The following is an 18,990-nucleotide window of genomic DNA, read 5'->3' on the forward strand; positions in this document are numbered from 1 at the left end:
TTTTGTTCTACTTTTTATTGAAATCATTCTGTGTCTTTGGCTGAGGAGGTTACATTAATTAGGTGAATAACTTTAAAGCTCCATAGAACAACAATGTTTTATTTGTTATTTTTACAGAGAAAAGGATATCAAATAAATACTATTCATAATATAATTAAATATTTCATAAAAATATAAAAAGTTATATCAATAAACTAATTATTACCATGTAAATAAATTATTGGTAAATAATATATATTAAAGTCCTTTTAATTAAATTATTGGTAATACTGGTTTTGAAAGGGTTTTATTGTTAATTTTTAAATTAGCATTGACATAAAAAAATCTTACTAATATACTTATGAATGTTATCGTAATATACGAGACAACATTTACTAAAATGATAAAAAAATGTTTTTATTGGAGGAAATCATTCTATGGCTAACCAACCTAAGAAATATACTAAATTCGTAGCAGCTGCTGCTACAGCTACTCTTGTAGCATCTGCAATCGTTCCTGTAGCTTCTGCTGCTGGCTTTTCTGACGTAGCAGACACTAACTCACATGCTGTAAACATTAACGCTTTAGCTGAAGCTGGCATTATCGGCGGTTATCAAGACGGCACATTCAAACCAAACCAAGAATTAACTCGTGGTCAAGTTGTTAAAATGTTAGGTAAATGGGTGGAAAAACAAGGTTTTGAAATCCCAGCTGACTATGCAACTAAAGCTCGTTTCACTGACTTAGCGGCAGACGCTAAAGATCAAGAATTAGTAAAATATGCTGCATTAGTATTTGACACTGGCGTTTTCGCTGGTTCTAACGGTGCATTAAACGCTGGCGGTAAAATTACTCGTGAAAACATGGCTCTAGTTTTAGACCGTGCTTTCAAAGCAATCAATGACACTACATTAGTAGAAGTTGCTGCTGAAATCGAAGACATTAAAGTTGCTGACTTAAACACAGCTAAAGCTGAAGCTCGTGAAGCTATCCAAGCATTACGTAACTTAGGCATTTCTGGTGTTGAAAACTTTATGCCTAAAAACTCTGTAACTCGTGGACAGTTCGCTTCATTCTTAAACAAAACAATCCAAACAGAAGTGGCACCAGTTGAGTTAACTGTTAAAGAAGCTGTAGCTGTAGATACTAACACTGTATCAGTAACATTATCTGATGATACAAAACACACAGTAAAATTAGAAAAAGCTTTAGAAGCTAACAAAGCAACTGAAATCAAATTCACTATCGATGAAAAAGAATATACTGCTGAAGTAACTTATGTATTAGAAGTGAAATCTGCAGTAGCAGTAGATGCTACAACTTTAGAAGTTGTATTATCAGATGACACTAAACACACTGTAAAATTAGAAAAAGCTTTAGAAGCTAACAAAGCAACTGAAGTTACTTTCTCTATCAACGGAGTAGAATTCAAAGCTACTGTAACTCATGTTGTTCATGACTTAACAGTATCTTCTGTTAAAGCAATCAATGCTAACGAGTTATTAGTTACATTCAGCAAAGAAGTGTTAGAAGCTTCTGTTGAAGTACCAGGTAACTTTGAAGTATTAGTAAATAACGGTGCAGCATTATCATTAGATGAAGGATCTGTAACTTTACAAGATGATAAAAAATCAGTAATTATTACTTTACCAACTCCTTTAGTAAATAAAGATGTTTATAAAGTAAATGTTGCTAAATCTTCAATTTTAGCTGCTGATTATAGCGAAGTATTAAAATTTGCAGGGGAAAACCAAACATTCTCAGATGTTGCAGCTCCAGTTTTAGTTTCTGCTAAATATAATGGTTCTGCTGTTGAATTTACTTTCAATAAGCCTTTAGATTTAGAAGCAAATACAATTGTTAAAATTGATGGTAAGTCATATGTATTAACTAATGCATCTTCAGCAGGTAAGTATGTTTACACTGCGACTGTTGCATTAACGGCTGGCGAGTACAACTATGTAATTACTGGCGCAACTGATACTGCTGGTAATGAAGCAGGAACATTAACTGGTAAAGTAACTGTTTCAACTGATAAAACTGCTCCTAAATTTGTAGGGGTTAAAGCTATTAACTCTAATACATTTGAAGTTTCTTACGATGAAGCTATCTCAGCTACTGATTTAGGAACATATACTGTAAAAAAAGGCTCTCAATTATTAACTGTTGATGTTGCTGCAAAAGCAACTGACGCAAAAGTAGTAGTAGTGACTGTTACATCTACAGATGAAAACAATGCTTTATATGGTAAAAACGAAACTTCAATCGATTTATCATTTGAAGTAACTGGTTATAAGGATAACGCTGCATTAGTAGGAGATAAAGTGACTGGTAAAGTTACTTTAACAACTGACACAAAAGCTCCAGCAATGCTGGCTAAAAACTTAAATACTTTAAATGCTGAGAACACTTCTTATACAGTAGTATTTGATGAAGCTTTAGATTCAACAGTAGATAAATCTAAGCTTACTCTTAAAAAATCAGGTATTATTCAGCCGTCAGTTATTACTGATTCAACTGCTGTTGATAATAAAGATTTAGATGTTGTGTTTGGTTCAGCTTTAGCTTCAGGTTCATATACTTTGGAGTTCGCTGAAGGAGCTGTTAAAGATGCAAATGGTAACAAAAACAAAGCGTTTACTGTAGAATTTACAGTAGGAACAGCTGCTGAGTACTTAACAACAACATCAGTAACTGAAGGTACAAATAACAACACATTTGTAATCGATTTCGATGCAGAAATGACAGATGCAGCAACAAATACTTCTAATTACAAATTAGATGGTCTTGAATTACCAGCTGGTTCTAAATTAGAATTCTATGGCGATAAAACTCAAGTGTTGCTAACATTACCAACATCATTTGCAGTGAAAGCTGATGCTCCATATACTTTAACAATTGGTAAAACAGTTACAACTAAATCAGGGTCTATTGTTGCTGCTGATGTGAATGGTAAAGTATTCACTACTTCTATTGACTTAGTTGATAATGTTGCTCCTGAATTAGCAACAGCTAAATTTGTGACTACTTCTGGTTCTGATTTGACTACTCAAATTGAGTTAACTTTTACAGAAGCATTGAACGAATTAGCTGAAGATGCAATTAAAGATGATTTAATCGTAACAGTTGGTGGTAATGAATATGCAGTTACTGCTTCAACAGTTGTAACAGATGGTGGTAAAGTAGTAACAATCACTGTTCCAACATTAAATATTAACCAAGCAACAACTGTTTCTATTGTTCCTGAAGGTGAAGATAATACTTCATTAGCAATTATTGATGATTCAGAAGGTGCTAACAAAGTAAAAGTTACATCTATCTCTGTAACAAAATAATTTAAAACTACTATTTTAATAAAGTGATTTTTCCCTCTTATTTCTTACAAGAAATAAGAGGGTTTTTCAATTCTAGAATATGGAATATAATATCCTTAAACAATTATCAAAATAAATGCAATCACTATTTTACCGCCAGAAAATTTGTAAATTACCATAATATTCTATACAATATTCCCTATGGAGGGGTGTACATGCATTTTTTTAGCCAATTAAAAGTGAGTGGATGTTTGCCAGAAGTTCAACTTTAGTTTCAGTCTAAAATGAATGTCCTGGTAATAAAGTGTAAAGAAGTAGTACCGTTACTCTGGAATCGGAAAAATAAAAAAGGGCTTGTTAGAGAATTTTCTTTAATTGATAATGATCAAACGGTATTTAGGTAGTTCTCCTTTGGTTGTAGCAGAAGTTTGTCATAATCAAATAAAGTTATTACATATATAAAAATATCATCTTAAATTGGGGGAGTTACATATGAAAGTTCATACTAAATTTCTAGCATCTGCAACAGCAGCTGTTCTAGCAGCAACGGCAGTTGTTCCTGCAGCCAGTGCAGCATCGTTTTCGGACATTAAAGGCAGTGGTCATGAGAATGCGATTACTTCATTATCGGAGCAGGGAATTATCGGAGGTTATCCGGATGGCACATTCAAGCCGAATCAAAACCTGACGCGTTCAGATGTTGTAAAATTATTAGGGAAATATTTAGTTTCATTGGGACATGAGGTTCCGAAAGATTATAAAACGAAAATGCGCTTTACAGATTTAACGGCAAAATCTCAGGATGAATTGTTGCAGTATGCGGCATTAGTAAAGGATGTTGGGGTTTTCCAAGGTAGTAATGGAGCACTTATGCACCGTGACCAGTTACGCCGCGACCAGATGGCGACAGTTTTAGTGCGCGCATTTAAAGTGATCAATGAATTTGATTATGTGGAAGCAATGAAAGAAACTGACTATAAATCGAATATTAGTGATTTAAACAGAACATCTAAGGAGCATCAGGAGTCTATTGAAACACTTGCTTACTATGCAGTGACAAAGCAAAAGACATTCAGTCCTAAAGATGCTACAAAGCGTGGTCAATTTGCAACATTCCTATATAATATGCTGCAAATTGAGGTGCCGCAGCCTGAACCGGAAAAGCCGGTTTTAACAGTAAAAAAAGTAGAAGTACAAGCAGCAGACAAACTGCGTGTAACGCTTTCAGATGATAAGGCGTATATTGTGACATTAAAAACACCATTAGTAGAAAATGTGGAAACTGATGTTACTTTTGATGTTAACGAACAAACGTTTACAACGAAAGTGAAATTTGAAGTGCCGGATCTGAAAATTTCTTCTATTACAAATCCTAATGGCGGACAAATTGCGATTTCATTCAATCAGCCGGTGAAACTCGGGACTGAGTTAAATACAGCAGTCATTAATAAACTCGTTGCGGTTACAGGTGTCGATCGTCTTGGACAAGTACAATTGTCAAAAGGCCAATTAAGCGAAGATAAGCGCACATTGACGGTAACAATTAATGCAACAACTGGGCTTGAAGGACGTTACCGTGTCGTAGTTGATGGCATTGAATCGGTAACAGCGAAAAAGCTTGATAAATACGATGATATCGCAACATTCGTACCTGATAAAACAGCACCGGGCGTTTTAAAAGTAGAAAATGTTTCGGCAACTAAGGTAAAAGTAATTTTTACAGAGCCGATTACAAATCCGATTGGGGTAACGCAATTTAAATTACCAGATGGTTCGGTTGTTTCAGGTGTTCAAGGAACAATTGAAAAAAATGCGACAGAAGTTATTTATGATTTATCCGCTGCTACAGCAAAAGGCCAAGCTTTAGCACCAGGCACTGCTATTGCAATCACATTTGGTACAATCATCGATATTTCAAACAATCTTTCTTCGCCAAACCCTTTAACAACATACGTTACAAAAGGCGATAAAGACGGAGTTGTACCAACGTTAACGAATGTTACACAATTGGGCGCGAAAAAGTTCAAGTTAACATTCTCTGAAGAAATTCGTACAATTATTCCGGCAGATATTAAGATTGCTCAAAATACGTACTCACCTGTAATTACGAGTGTTGTGAAAGATAAAGACGATGCTAATTCCTATATTGTTACGACAAACGGTTCGTTAAATGGCTATACTACAATATCAACGACGCCTGGACGTTATATTACCGATGTTTCCGGAGAAGTGAATGTATTTTCAACTGCGTATAACTTTGTTGCGGATACGACAATTCCATCTGTTGTAAGTACGAATGTTGTAAAAGATAAAGGGATCGAGTATTTAGAGTTTACATTTGACCGTAATGTAGAAGCGGCAGCATTTGCACAGGTGACGCTGACTGGCAGCTATATTTTAAATGGATATACGTATCCGTTAGAAAAGTCTTTAGTCGGACAGCTTGAAAAATCCACAACGAATGACAAAACAATCCGTGTTCGTTTAAGCAATTTAACTGGCTCTGGCGTGAAAACTACTCCAGGCTACACATATTCAGTGGGTGCTACATTCACAGGAGTTACGAGTGAATATGGACAAGCGGTAAACCCGGCCTACCAAGTGAATTTTGTGCGTGGCTCGGATTATGCGCAAAATGAAGAAAAGCTTTCTGTTTTAAGTGTGGAAAGTTCGTATAATGCTAGACAGGGCACGGTAATTGATAATAAAACAATTGTCGTTACATTCTCGACACATGTGGACGGTATTACGGCATCGAATCTGCAAAACTATACATTGGACGGTTTGACAATCCAACAAGCAGTTGTTAAACATAATGAACCGTATAAAGTATATTTAACGATTAAGGAAGACATTGCCCAATCACGCGGTACGAATTTAACAATCAGCAATTTACGTGCGTTAAATTCAGTCGTAACGATGGAACCTAAAACAGAACTGGTCTTTTTAAATGAAAATATTGCACCGCAATATGTGTATCACAATATTACTGGTACCGATACGATTACGCTTTCATTTAATGAAGCGGTTAAAAATGCTTTGAATTATTCGTTTGAAGTAAAAGTGGGTGACTTAGCGGTGCCGATCTCACAAGTCTATTCAACTACTAATGAGCAAGTGGCAATCCGGTTAGCTCAATCATTAAAAGCTAACCAAGTTGTTACAATTACACAAACGGCCAATTCAACAGTAAGTGATTTTGCCAATAATAAACTGGTCCTTTCACCAATTCAATTTACAGTTCCTACGAATATTAATTACTAATTTTTGGAGCATATCTATTTCGATAGATATGCTTTTTTTATCTTTATAATACTTTTTAGTCATTTTAATGGAATTATGTTTATATTCAAATAATTCGTGGAATTGGAAAGGTTGTAAGCAAGTTTGAAAAAGAGGCAACATATTCCATTGTTTACAAATTAGGAGGTTAAAAAGATGCAGAAGAAGTATAAAAAGTTTTTAACGACAGCGGCTACTGCGACATTAGTAGCATCGGCAATTGTTCCGGCAGCAAGTGCGGCCAGTTTTTCGGACACGGCAGGTAATACTCATGAGCGTGCAATTGATTCACTCGTAAGCCAAGGCATCATTTCAGGATATCCTGATGGCACATTTAAACCGAATCGTACATTGACACGTTCGGATGTTGTAAAACTACTAGGTAAATACTTAGTGTCACAAGGTTATAAAATCCCTTCAGACTATAAAACAAATATGCGCTTTTCAGACTTGCGCAGTACATCGCAGGATGAGCTATTGCAATATGCGGCATTAGTAAAAGACAACGGTGTATTTAACGGAAGTAGCGGAAACCTGTTACCGGCGGATCCGATTACACGTGAAAATATGGCAGTTGTTTTAGTGCGCGCTTATACGAATATTAATAATTTTGACTTCCTAGGACATGTTATGGACAAGGATTTTAAAGAGGATGTCATTGATTATAACAGAGCGAAAGCAGAGGCACGTTCTGCAATCAGAGTCTTAGATTACTATAACGTGACGGGCGTACCGAACTTCAACCCGAAAGGTAACACAACACGCGGACAGTTCTCTTCATTCCTGTATAAATTGCTTCAAGTGGAAGTACCGGGAGAAGGATTAAAAGCGGTCGAAGTTGTTGATGCATCAACATTGAAAGTTACGCTTACGGACAATACGGAACATACGGTGAAATTAGATACTCCGTTGGAAGCCGGTAAAGAAACACCAGTTAAGTTTAAAATTAACGGTAAGGAGTATGGAACTTCTGTAACTTACAATGTTGCATTAACAGTAAAATCAGCAGAAGCTACAGGTGTAAATAAACTAAAGGTAACTCTAAGCGACAACTCCGAGCATGCAGTTACTTTAGAAAATAAACTTCCTGAAAATGAGGAAACAACAGTTGATTTTAAAATTGACGGTAAAGATTATTCAGCGAAAGTAACGTATGTCGTTACTGAAGTGAAAGTCGCATCTGTGAAAGCGCTTAACGCAGGACAAATTGAAGTGAAATTCAATCAAAGAGTCGACTTGCCTGCCAGCTTAACGCCTGCACAATTGGCTAAATATGTAACAATATCGGCTGTTGACAATAATGCCGTTTCTGTTTCAAGAGGGCAGTTAAGTGAAGATGGCCGTACATTGACAATCTCTACAAACGGGGCGGCAGCTTTAACAGGACGCTATCTTGTAAAAGTAAACAATGTGAAAAATACTGCCGGTACAACGGTTACTCCATATGATGACGTAGTCAATTTGGGTACGGATACAGTAGCACCAACGTTAATCAGTACCGTAAACCGAGATGCGAAAACAGTCCGTGTTACTTTCTCTGAGCCTTTGCGCGCATTTAGCAACAGCAGTATTACATTCAGACTGGCAAACGGTACGAATGTAACAGGTATTACCGGAGAAATCGCTGCGGGTGCTACGTATGCAGATTTTGATTTATCCAACGCAATGGTTAATGGTCAGCCATTAGCGGCAAATACTTCAGTTACTGCAACATTTGCAGGGCTGCGTGATATTGCAGGAAACTTCAGCTCACCAAACCCGCTAACAACTAGCTTTGCAATGGGCGGGGCTGATGGAGTTAAACCAACCCTGACGAGCATCTCACAAACAGGTCCGAAAACATTCAGATTGGCATTCTCGGAACGAATTCATAAACCGGCAATAGGTGATCTAGAGTTACGTTTAGGTAATTCGGCAAATGCAATTACGGCAATTGAGGAAGTGCCTGGTGATGACCGTTCATTTATCGTTACTGCTACGAATGATTTAAATGGTGTTTACAATATTGGCACAGCATCGGGTAAAACGATTACAGATATTTCAGGTGAGACGAATACATTTACGACTACGCATTCATTTACGCCTGATACAGCAGCTCCCGAAGTAACATCAACTTCAGTAACACGAGAAGGCAATTTCGAGTATTTAAATATTACGCTCAATAAACCAGTGGATTTAGTGACTGCATCACGTGTCACAGCTTCCGGCAACTATGTTAAAGGCGGTGTAACACATACATTCAATGGTACAGCGACATCTTTAGAATATAGAGAAAACGGCAACCGTACTGTAGTGCGTGTGAAACTGGATGATTTACTAGGATCAGGCGATGCGGCTGATGCAACATATAGTGTGACATTATCGTTTACAGAAGTAGATAGTGCTTATGGTGTGAATACAGCAAATAAAGCGGTTACTTTCCAACGTACATCGGATTATTCAAACAATGAAAATGTACTGGTTGCACCAACTGTTACAACTTCAGTGACGGATCTCAAATTGACGAACAACCAAGTACGATTGAAGTTTAACCATGTAGTAGACGCTACAACAGCTTCTGTTGCAAGTAATTATTCTATTCCAAATGCAAGAATTACGAATGCGCAAGTTCCAAGCGATGCTTTAGATACGGTTATTTTGACGTTAGCACCAAATGAAACAACAGCTTCTGGAGAACGTAATTTAACGATTACCGGCGTAAAGGCAAAAGATTCAGTGGCATCGCAGGGGAACTTAACGGCCGTCGTCAATTTAAATGAAAATATTCGACCAACGCTAAATTCTGCTCAATTTATATCAGCAAATCAAATCGAGCTTACATTTAGCGAAAATGTAAGCGGGCTTGCTGCAGATGCTTTTGAATTAGTAAACTCTGCAGGAGCATCGGTCGGAATCGCATCAGTAACAACTTCAACAACCGGCAATAAAGCAGTCGTTACTTTATCGGCTATCCAACCAGGTGGTACAACCGTTACGGTTAAAAAAGGTACAGGTATAGCGAAGGTAGTGGATGAGGCAGGCAATGCTGTAGTTGATACATTCGATAATATACAAACAACTTTACGTACGAACTAAGTTTAGATGGGGCATACATGCTTAATTGCGTGTATGCTATTTTATTAGGGTTTTAGTTTTCTAATATAAACTGAAGTTGTTCTAATAAATCTTATAAAGGTCTAATAAGTAATTCATTTTCTAATAAAAAGTTTGTTTCTTCTAATATGTGTCCCTTATTTTCAAATATCACTGTTCAAAGTTCAAATAAGTCAGTTTGGAACTTCTAATAAAGAATGGATTGTTCTAATAAAATATATAGAGTAAATAAATTAGCACGGTTGCAGCATAGATATAATTCAACTTACAAGCCAAATATATGAAAGTGCTAATATCAGTACCGGAAATACTAATATATAGTAGAAATCATCAAATATTTTCTACTATATATCTAATAAAGCTGTTTGAGGTTAATGAGATACCTGCTGTATAGTTATCATCTACATAAAACTAAAACTATTGTATAATTATGCTAATTAGTTTAATCGAAAGGATTGATGTAAATGAAGAAATTATTCAACGTATCAATACTTACTGTAGTGCTTGTTATTATTTCAAGTGTTATCGTAAGCGGGCATTCAGTACAAGCATATACAAATCCATTTACCGATGTAAAAGAAACGAACTCCCATGCCAATGCAATAGTTTCATTATATAATGAAGGAATTATTACAGGTGTGACGAGTAAAACTTATGAGCCTAGTAAATCGGCAACACGTGGGGATGCAGCATTATATTTAGCGAACGCATTAAATCTGCAAAATACTACCGCGCCAAATCCGGAGTTCAAAGATGTTCCAACAACAAGCAAATATTACAAAGCCATCGCAGCATTAAATAAAGCAGGCATTGTAAACGGTTATGGCGATGAATTCCGCCCAAACGCAACTTTGACTCGTTCTCAGTTAGCCAAAATGTTAACGATCGGTTTTGAGTTGCAGCAATCTACTACTACAAAAACGAAATTCACAGATGTCAACAAGTTAACAGATACTGCAACGAAGAAGTACATTCAGACCTTAGTTGATTATGAAATTACAAAAGGTACGACAGCTACAACATTCAGCCCGAACATGAAATTGACACGTGCCCAGTTAGCGACATTTTTATATAATGCAATCCAAGCCACTTCTGATGACTTTATTGTAATTGGTATAGAATAAGGAAGCTTTTTGGGTAATGCACTTGAGTCTTGATATAAGCTCAAGTGTTTTTTTATGGGGAAATTCAGAGATTGAGGTTATGAAATAGAGGGGAGATAAGAAGTGGGAAGCTTTTATGTGTAAAGAGAAAGTTTATGCTTGAAAGTGGAAAATAAGCAGAGGAATGTAGAAAGTTTTTGCGAGAAAGTGGAACACATTATGAGGAAAGTAGAATTTCAGAAGGGAAAAGTAGAAAGTTTCGGCGTTAAAATAGAACCTTTTTGTCGAAAAGATGAACTACGCCGCCGAATACTAGACCCCCAACCCCAATAAAGAAATACCTACTAAAGGAAGAGAGAATTACCATCGCTTCATAACAAGTAGCGTGCTAAACTTACATTGATTGCTATTATTCTATTAAATATTGTACATTTCAGTGAAATATATGGCGATTTTCGGTATAATTTATACGTTATTGAAATAAAAGGAGGGAATCTGTCGAATGTTGAAAATAAAATCAGCACTGTTAGCCTCGCTACTATTTTTATCCACAGCGCTACCAACCGCAACGTATGCAAATGTACAAGGCACAGTTGAAGCTGAAAATCCAACAGTACAAAATTCAACCACTACTACGACTCAAACTACGGATTCCGGTAATAATCCGGTAGTTCAAGAGGAAACGGTTACAGATGAAAAGGAAGCGGAATCTACTTCTGCTGATGAAAAAGCTGAACAAACAACAACTACACCTGCTCAGCCAGAACCAAAAACAGAAACATCTCCGGAAAAAGAGGAATCAGTAGAGCAAGAGTCTCCGGCACAAACTGAACAACCTGCAACTGATGCAGAACAAAACGAGCCATCAGAGGAGCCAGCTAATCAGCCGCAAACAGGTGAAAAGTTAACGGTTAAGCAGAAGCTTGCGGATGTACCGGATAATTTCTGGGCTAAAAATGAAGTGATGCAGCTAGTAGAGATGGGCGTAATCGGCGGTTACCCGGATGCACAGTTCCGTCCCAATCTAAATATTAACCGTGGTCAGGCGGCAAACCTGTTTAAAGGTGCGTTAAAGCTTCCGGACGGTAAATATCAAAATAAGTTTTCGGATGTAAGTGCGAAATCTAGCTTTTTACAAGGTGTATTTTCTACATATGAAGCTGGTATTTTTGGCGGTAAACCAGACGGACGTTTCGGTGTAGCGGATGCTTTAACACGTGAACAGATGGCGACGACTTTAGTGCGTGCATTTGATTTGAAAGATACAGGTAAAGAACTGACATTTAAAGACTGGAACAAAATCAGTGAATCACATCGCGAAAATGTTAAAATTTTAGCGCAGCACGGAATTACGACAGGTCGTGAAGACGGTTCATTTGATCCAAAAGCAACGGTTAACCGTGTGACATTCTCAGTAATGCTTCACCGTGCACTTGTTGCGACAAATAAAATTGCGAAAAACGAATATAAAGTTCAGGCAGCAGAAGTATCAAGTAATTTTAAAAACAATCGTGAAGAAATGAACTTTGCACAAGTAACATCGGATGCAAACCCGTTATATCTTCGTTCAACAGCTACGATTGTATTTAAAGGAACAACGACTGAAACTTACGGTGTTGCAAAGGATACAATTTATAATTATGCAGTCGGAAACCAAGGGGCAACAGTGAAAGTAACAGTTCGAGCTTTGGAAAACGGCGATGATTTTGTGTTTACAACGTTAACGAATAAGGGGAAATCAAAGCTGACTGTGGATTTATTCCAGAAAGCAACGAATGTAACGAATTACCGATTATACCGATATGATCGTTTCCCAATCGAGAAAAATTCGGCTGATGTATTTGGCTTTGACTCGTCATCATACCCGACAGGATTATTACGCATTATGGAGAACGAAAAGCTGGCGACAGATCGTATGGTCGGAAAGGCATATCGTTCAAAACAATTAACACAAAGCTATAAAGATACTGGTGGTACAAGTTATATGCGTGATTTGGAATCGGAGTATGAAGCGTATTCACAGGCATGGCTTGGCGAAGATTTATTCAGCTACTATACACTTGTTTCTAATGGCAATGATATTGTTGACACATGGTATATGAATTCAAATGAACGTTTATTTAAAACAGATGAAAATATGAATGGCTGGATGCTTGAAACTGCGCTTAACTATAAGAAGCGTAACAACTGGTACACTGCAGAAGGTCCATACAATAAAATGGCGACAACTACAGAGCCAATGCCGAAATCTTACCAAGGGTTCGGGCGTAATCTATTGTTGGTAAAAGAAGACCGCGCACTTGTATTATTAAAAGAACAGGGCGACCGTTATTTTGCAAACTTAGTGAAAAACTCGTTCATTAACTTGAATAAGTTTAAAGGTGACGCGACTTACTGGAAGACTGAAGTAACGAGTACGTATTTGAAAAACTTATTTGGCATTACAGCACCATTTATCGACACGCGCTTCAATGAGCAGATTGCGTTATTCTACTATAATTCCGGAGCAGAGTTTAATATGCCGAATTATAAAGAGCCATTACGTAATTATGCGGACCTTTTAGCATCTCGTAAACAGGCAGGGCATGTTATTAATGTTGCTAAAGATGCTTACTATATTTCAGATTACTTCCCTGTGAATCAGCAGGTGACAACACATGCATCGATGAACCATGTACTTGGTGGCATGAATGTTCTGTTGTTGGCATATAAAGAATTCCAGGATCCAAAATATTTAGAAGCGGCAAAATCGATTAGCCGTGCATTACAAATTGAGAAGAACAAGTGGATCCGTTCAAACGGAGATATTTGGTACCGTGTAAATCCAAAAGGTGAATTTGCCGGTGATGATTATCAGCACTTAACGCTTGAAGACTTGATCAACTCTTATAAAAACTGGAAAGATGTAGATCCATCACAATTACCGGTGTTTGAAGAGATGTTGATTTCAAAAGCGAATTATTTATCGAAAAACCGTTTAGGTCACACATACAAAATTAAAAATGGTCTTGAAGAAATCGGCATGTCCGAGTATTTACCGGAAGGCAAATTATATACAGACGCATTGTAATGAACTTAGTTATAGATTTTTTGAATTAGGGTTGTAATTTAATTGAAAATATTATAGTTTAATTACTGTACCCCAAAAGGTAGAATGGAAAATCTGCCTTTTGGGGTATTTTTTAGAGTAAACTTAAATTTGGGCAGGGCGCTTTTTAGCAGAAAATAAGATTGATTCTGGTCGAATTTGGCGTAGAATTTCTATTTAATGGCTTTTAAGTTAGTTGACAAGTTTTCTGTTAAGAGAAAAGTAATTAATTCATTGTATAATAATAGGAAATGGACTGATAGGGGGGGTTTGATGAAACGGGTTTTAATTATGGGGTCCATCATTGCGTGTTTATTACATGCACCATCTTCTGATGCATATGCAAAAACGTCTCCAAGTTTCACTGATGTGAAAAGTACGTATTGGGCAGCACCTGTAATATATGAGCTAGTTGAAAAAGGGTTTATGGAAGGCTATACAGACGGTATATTCAAACCGAACAGTACGACGACTCGTGCTGAGGCGGCAAGTATTATTGCAAGAACGATGGGCATTCCTCTCGCGACTGATTTCGTTCCGGAATTTACGGATGTTCCTGCAAATCACCGTTATTATAAAGAGATTTGTAAACTTGCAGAATTGGGGATTATTCAAAACGCTAGTGAGTTTCATCCTGAAGCCCCTTTAAAGCGTGCACATATTTCAAAAATGATCGCTCTTGCCTATGAGGTTGAAGTTGATCAGAAAAATAAGACATCATTTAAGGATTTGCCTAAAAACTATTGGGCAAAAGATTATATTGAATCATTGGCAGATGTGGAAATTGTAAAAGGAAAGACTGCTAAAACTTTTGAACCGAATGAGTTTGTTACACGAGCTCATGTCGCTGCACTGACAATGCGCGGAATGGAGTTTAAGGAAAAGATTAATAATCTGGAAGTAGTATATGACTTTTTACAAAAAGATTATATTGATACAGTGAATCATCATAAACAATGGGAGAAAAAAATATTGGAGCTTGTTAATAAAGAACGGGCTGCTAAAGGACTTTCACCATTTATGCAAGACAGGAAGTTAACACAGATCGCTATTATTAAAGTGAAGGATATGCTAAAACGCAATTACTTCGAACATAATTCACCATTTTACGGCAACCCGTGGGATTTAGCGACATTGTTCGATTATGAGTATTCAAGCTATGGCGAAAACTTGGCCCGAAACTTCGAGTCACCGGAAACAACGGTAAAGGCTTGGATGGCGTCACCGAAACACCGAGATAATATATTAAAAGAAGTATATACACATATGGGCACCGGCATTGAACAATCAAAAAATGGAAAATACTATGTAGTTCAACACTTTTCTAGTAAATAATATGGTAAATACTAGTACCTTACATTACAGTAATGTTACAAAATATAATTTCATATTATAAAAATTCTATTAAAAACACCAAATCTCTGCTTAAATACAGGGATTTGGTGTTTTCTGTTTTTATATCGAATTACTACAAACTGTTACACAAGTGAAAAATAATATCACAATTATATATGTTACCCTGTTATTAGGTTAAATAAACATGAACAAACAAGTTTTACGTTATGTTATACCTCGAATATTCATCACGAGGCCTATTTTGAAGGGAGTTCCATTTTAAAGTGAAAAAGAAAATCTTATTACCGATCTTTGCAACTTTCATGATTTTTTCAGGTGTAGGGATGGGTTCGAATAATACAGCACAAGCAGCATCAGTTTCAGAATTAACAGCAACAGCTTCTAAATATATCGGTGTACCATACGTTTACGGAGGAACAACAGCAAGCGGATTAGATTGCTCTGGATTTACTCAATTAGTATTCAAGCAATTAGGCTTTGACCTTAACCGTACAGCTGCTTCTCAATATAAACAAGGTAGTGCCGTTTCAAAATCAGATTTACAACCAGGCGATTTAGTATTCTTTAATACAACTGGTAAAGTAGCTTCTCATGTTGGTATCTCATTAGGTGGAAATAAATTCGTTCACGCTGGTACAAGCACAGGCGTTACTGAAGCAAGTTTAAATTCTTCTTACTGGGCGAAACGATATAACGGAGCAAAACGCGTAGCGAGCTTTGGAGAAAGTAATAAAGTAGTTGCAGCAGTATCTTCAGTTGAAAAAGAAGAAGTTAAAGATTCAGCTATCGATTTCACGATTTATGCATCTCGTGGTGAAGTAGCGATTCAGTTAGCAAAAACATTAGGTTTAGATACATCTGATACAAATTCACCATTCTCAGATATTAAATCATCATCAAAATATGCAGGTGCAGCAACAGCACTATATAAATTAGGCGTTTTCACTGGTGATGAAGGTAAATTCAATCCAGCTTCACCATTAACACGTGCTCAAATGGCAAAAGTGTTAGTAAAAGCATTTGACTTAAAAATGAAACAAGATACTTTAAAGTTCACAGATGTACCAACATCTCACTGGGCACATAACGACATCTCGATCTTAGCATCGAACGGCATCACAGTTGGTAAAGGTGACGGCACATTCGGTACAAACGACAACGTTATGTTAAAACATTTAACAGCTTTCATTAACCGTTTACAATAATAAGATTGGCAATACCAATACTTAATGAAGAAAAATTAGTAACTTCTACATATCTCAATAGATATCCACCTTGCAGGGAAGTACTTACTAATAGTATTTGAAACACAGACGAAATATGTCTGTGTTTCTTTTTTTTGTGGGGAGCTTTATTAGCAGTTTGCGATGGGAAAGTAGAAACTCTTTCATATAAATTAGAATAGTTGCAAGGGAAAGTGGAAATTTCTACTCCTAATGTGGAACAATCAGCACTAAAAGTTTAACTCGACAACTCTATTAGAAATTCTCAGAAAGAAAGTGGAAACTTTTTTGCCTAAAGTAGAAGTTTACGAGAGTAAGTAGAACCTTTAACTAATAATGTGGAACAATCAGCACCGAAAGTAGAACAAGCCAACTCTATTAGCCATTCATTGATGCATTTTTCACCTAAAAGGGAAACTCTCATCAGCAAATAATGAAAATATTACCTTCTATTTTCTATAATCTAGAAAAATATTAAATTTCTTGCTTTGTACATATTAATTTTATGAATAATTTGGTAAAATGGGAACTATCTAATAGAGGGGAGGATTTTAACATTGTCTTTGCGCAATCTGGTCATGTCGGTGACAATCATCTTCATGGCAATGTTCCAATTGAATACGGCATATGCTAGTACAAGCTTTGCCGATGTCCCTTCTTCAAACGGGGCGTATAATGAAATAAACTATTTAGTAAATGCAGGTGTCATAAAAGGGTATACAGAAAACGGTAAAACTCTTTATAAACCGAATGCCCATGTAACCCGGGGGCAAGCTGCTAAGATGGTTGTTGTTGCAACAAATAACAAGCCTTTAACTGTAAAAAATTCCTCGTTTTCTGATGTTACATTAGGCACTGAGCTTTCGGGCTATGTAGAAAGTGCTGTGGAGTTAGGGTTTTTCTCTGAGCAGTCCAATGGAAAATTTGCGCCGAACACTCCTTTGACAAGAGAAGAAATGAGTAAAGTGCTGGCCATTGCCTTTAAATTAAACACAGCTCAAACAGAAAAGCTGGAAATTCCATTTAAAGATATTAAACTGACATATGGCTATTATCCATACATTGCGGCAATCTACTTTAACGGAATTACTGTAGAGGCTGATAAATATAATCCGAAAAATTCAGTAACACGTGCACAGTTCGCATCATTTATTGCTCGTGCCTCTTCTGACAAGTATCGTTTGCCATTGCCTGTTCAAGGGGTGAATGTACCGGATATTTCGACAGCAATTGCTTCTGTTAAAGCAAACGTAAATAATTTAAATGTACGCACATCTGCATCTTCTTCAAATGCATCGAATATTTTGGCGAAAGTAAATACAGGTGCATCGTTTGCTGTATTTGAAATTCAGAAAGATGGTTGGCTGAAAGTTTCCCATGAAGGACGCTATGCCTATGTTTACAAGGGTTATGTAGATTTTATGGATGAAACAGGTAAGCAGCTTAATAAAGTACAAAAGCATGTTTACGCAACGGGCAATATTCAAGCATACGAAAAGCGTGATGTCAGTTCAAATAGTGTAAGTTCAATAGCAGCAAAAGAGAAAATTGCTGTTTATAATACGATTGGCAATTGGTATGTCACGCTAGTAAATGGTTTACCTGCCTATGTCCGTGTTTCTCAAACTGAGGATGCATTGCAGACAGAACCAGTTACTCCTCCAGCAGTGGAACCGGAAAAACCGGTAGTGGAAGAGGAAAATAATGTACCGAATCCACCTGCAGATAATGGCAGTGAAAACGAACAACCAGTTACCCCACCGCAAGAGCTATTGACAAATACGGTTGGTAAAGCGACAGTTGATGCATTGCAAATTCGGGAATCGGCTTCAGGATCTTCACGTTCGCTTGGTCAAATTAAGCGAGGTACACTAGTGGAAGTCCATTCGGTATCCGGTAGCTGGGCTAAAGTAGCGTATAACGGTATTAATGGTTATATTAATAAAACATATTTACAACTTCTTAATCAAAAAGGACCTGCTGTAAAAGATCGTATTATTGTTCTAGATCCAGGTCATGGCGGGAAAGACCCAGGTGCTGTAAAGAAAGACGCACGTGAAAAGGAAATCGTTTTAAAAGTTGCAAATCTCGTAAAGCAAAAGCTTGAAAAAGATGGTGCAAAAGTGAAAATGACGCGTTCTGGAGATACATATCCTAGCTTAGAGGATCGTGTTCGATACGCAAAAAATGAAAACGGTGAAATTTTTATCAGTCTTCATGCAAATGCAGCAGCAAAGGAATCAGCAAATGGAACGGAAACATTCTACAGCGTGACTTCCAATGCAAATGAAAAAGAAGATTTAGCGTTGGCAACGGCCATTAACAATGAAATCGTTAAAAACGCCAAAATGTACAACCGTGGTGTAAAGCGCGCAGACTATGTTGTTATTAAAGGAAACGTAATGCCTGCTGTTTTAGTGGAGCTCGGTTTCATAACAAATAATGAAGATCGTTCGAAACTGGTATCTGACGAGTATGTCGAAATTTTTGCCCAGTCCATTTACAATGGCATTGTGCAATATTATACGAAATAATGAACTGAGTGGCTTCCT

Annotated in this window: 8 protein-coding genes; all 8 read left to right on the plus strand. The window is 36.9% G+C overall.

Annotated features, from left to right (window positions below):
* Window positions 1–416 precede the first annotated feature (416 nt).
* The 8 genes from MHB58_RS03455 to MHB58_RS03490 all read left to right on the plus strand — a co-directional run bounded on the left by MHB58_RS03455 (window position 417) and on the right by MHB58_RS03490 (window position 18,972).
* On the plus strand, window positions 417–3,314 hold the full coding sequence (locus MHB58_RS03455; RefSeq protein WP_014824689.1) for an S-layer homology domain-containing protein: 2,898 nt from the start codon (window positions 417–419) through the stop codon (window positions 3,312–3,314).
* 471 nt (window positions 3,315–3,785) lie between these two features.
* Window positions 3,786–6,557 (plus strand): S-layer homology domain-containing protein, encoded by a 2,772-nt coding sequence (locus tag MHB58_RS03460; RefSeq protein ID WP_340734694.1) that lies wholly within the window; start codon window positions 3,786–3,788, stop codon window positions 6,555–6,557.
* A gap of 174 nt (window positions 6,558–6,731) precedes the next feature.
* On the plus strand, window positions 6,732–9,650 hold the full coding sequence (locus MHB58_RS03465) for an S-layer homology domain-containing protein (protein ID WP_340734695.1): 2,919 nt from the start codon (window positions 6,732–6,734) through the stop codon (window positions 9,648–9,650).
* 482 nt (window positions 9,651–10,132) lie between these two features.
* The gene (locus tag MHB58_RS03470; protein ID WP_340734696.1) at window positions 10,133–10,792 is read left to right on the plus strand and encodes an S-layer homology domain-containing protein; all 660 of its coding nucleotides are present in this window, start codon (window positions 10,133–10,135) and stop codon (window positions 10,790–10,792) included.
* Between the two features lie 481 nt (window positions 10,793–11,273).
* Complete coding sequence (locus MHB58_RS03475; protein WP_340734697.1) at window positions 11,274–13,841, plus strand: S-layer homology domain-containing protein; 2,568 nt, start codon at window positions 11,274–11,276, stop codon at window positions 13,839–13,841.
* Between the two features lie 291 nt (window positions 13,842–14,132).
* A complete protein-coding gene (locus tag MHB58_RS03480) occupies window positions 14,133–15,194 on the plus strand; it encodes a CAP and S-layer homology domain-containing protein (protein WP_340734698.1) in 1,062 nt (353 codons plus the stop codon).
* A 284-nt stretch (window positions 15,195–15,478) separates the two neighbouring features.
* Window positions 15,479–16,420, plus strand: a complete 942-nt coding sequence (locus MHB58_RS03485; protein ID WP_340734699.1) for a C40 family peptidase — start codon at window positions 15,479–15,481, stop codon at window positions 16,418–16,420.
* A gap of 575 nt (window positions 16,421–16,995) precedes the next feature.
* Window positions 16,996–18,972 (plus strand): N-acetylmuramoyl-L-alanine amidase, encoded by a 1,977-nt coding sequence (locus tag MHB58_RS03490; RefSeq protein ID WP_014824681.1) that lies wholly within the window; start codon window positions 16,996–16,998, stop codon window positions 18,970–18,972.
* Window positions 18,973–18,990: the final 18 nt, after the last annotated feature.

The organism is Solibacillus sp. FSL K6-1554 (assembly GCF_038005185.1).
Classification (GTDB): Bacteria; Bacillota; Bacilli; order Bacillales_A; family Planococcaceae; genus Solibacillus; species Solibacillus silvestris.

Coding starts and splice junctions, on each gene's coding strand:
- MHB58_RS03455 (WP_014824689.1), top strand. CDS start 417: ATGGCTAACCAACCTAAGAAATATACTAAATTCGTAGCAGCTGCTGCT.
- MHB58_RS03460 (WP_340734694.1), top strand. CDS start 3,786: ATGAAAGTTCATACTAAATTTCTAGCATCTGCAACAGCAGCTGTTCTA.
- MHB58_RS03465 (WP_340734695.1), top strand. CDS start 6,732: ATGCAGAAGAAGTATAAAAAGTTTTTAACGACAGCGGCTACTGCGACA.
- MHB58_RS03470 (WP_340734696.1), top strand. CDS start 10,133: ATGAAGAAATTATTCAACGTATCAATACTTACTGTAGTGCTTGTTATT.
- MHB58_RS03475 (WP_340734697.1), top strand. CDS start 11,274: ATGTTGAAAATAAAATCAGCACTGTTAGCCTCGCTACTATTTTTATCC.
- MHB58_RS03480 (WP_340734698.1), top strand. CDS start 14,133: ATGAAACGGGTTTTAATTATGGGGTCCATCATTGCGTGTTTATTACAT.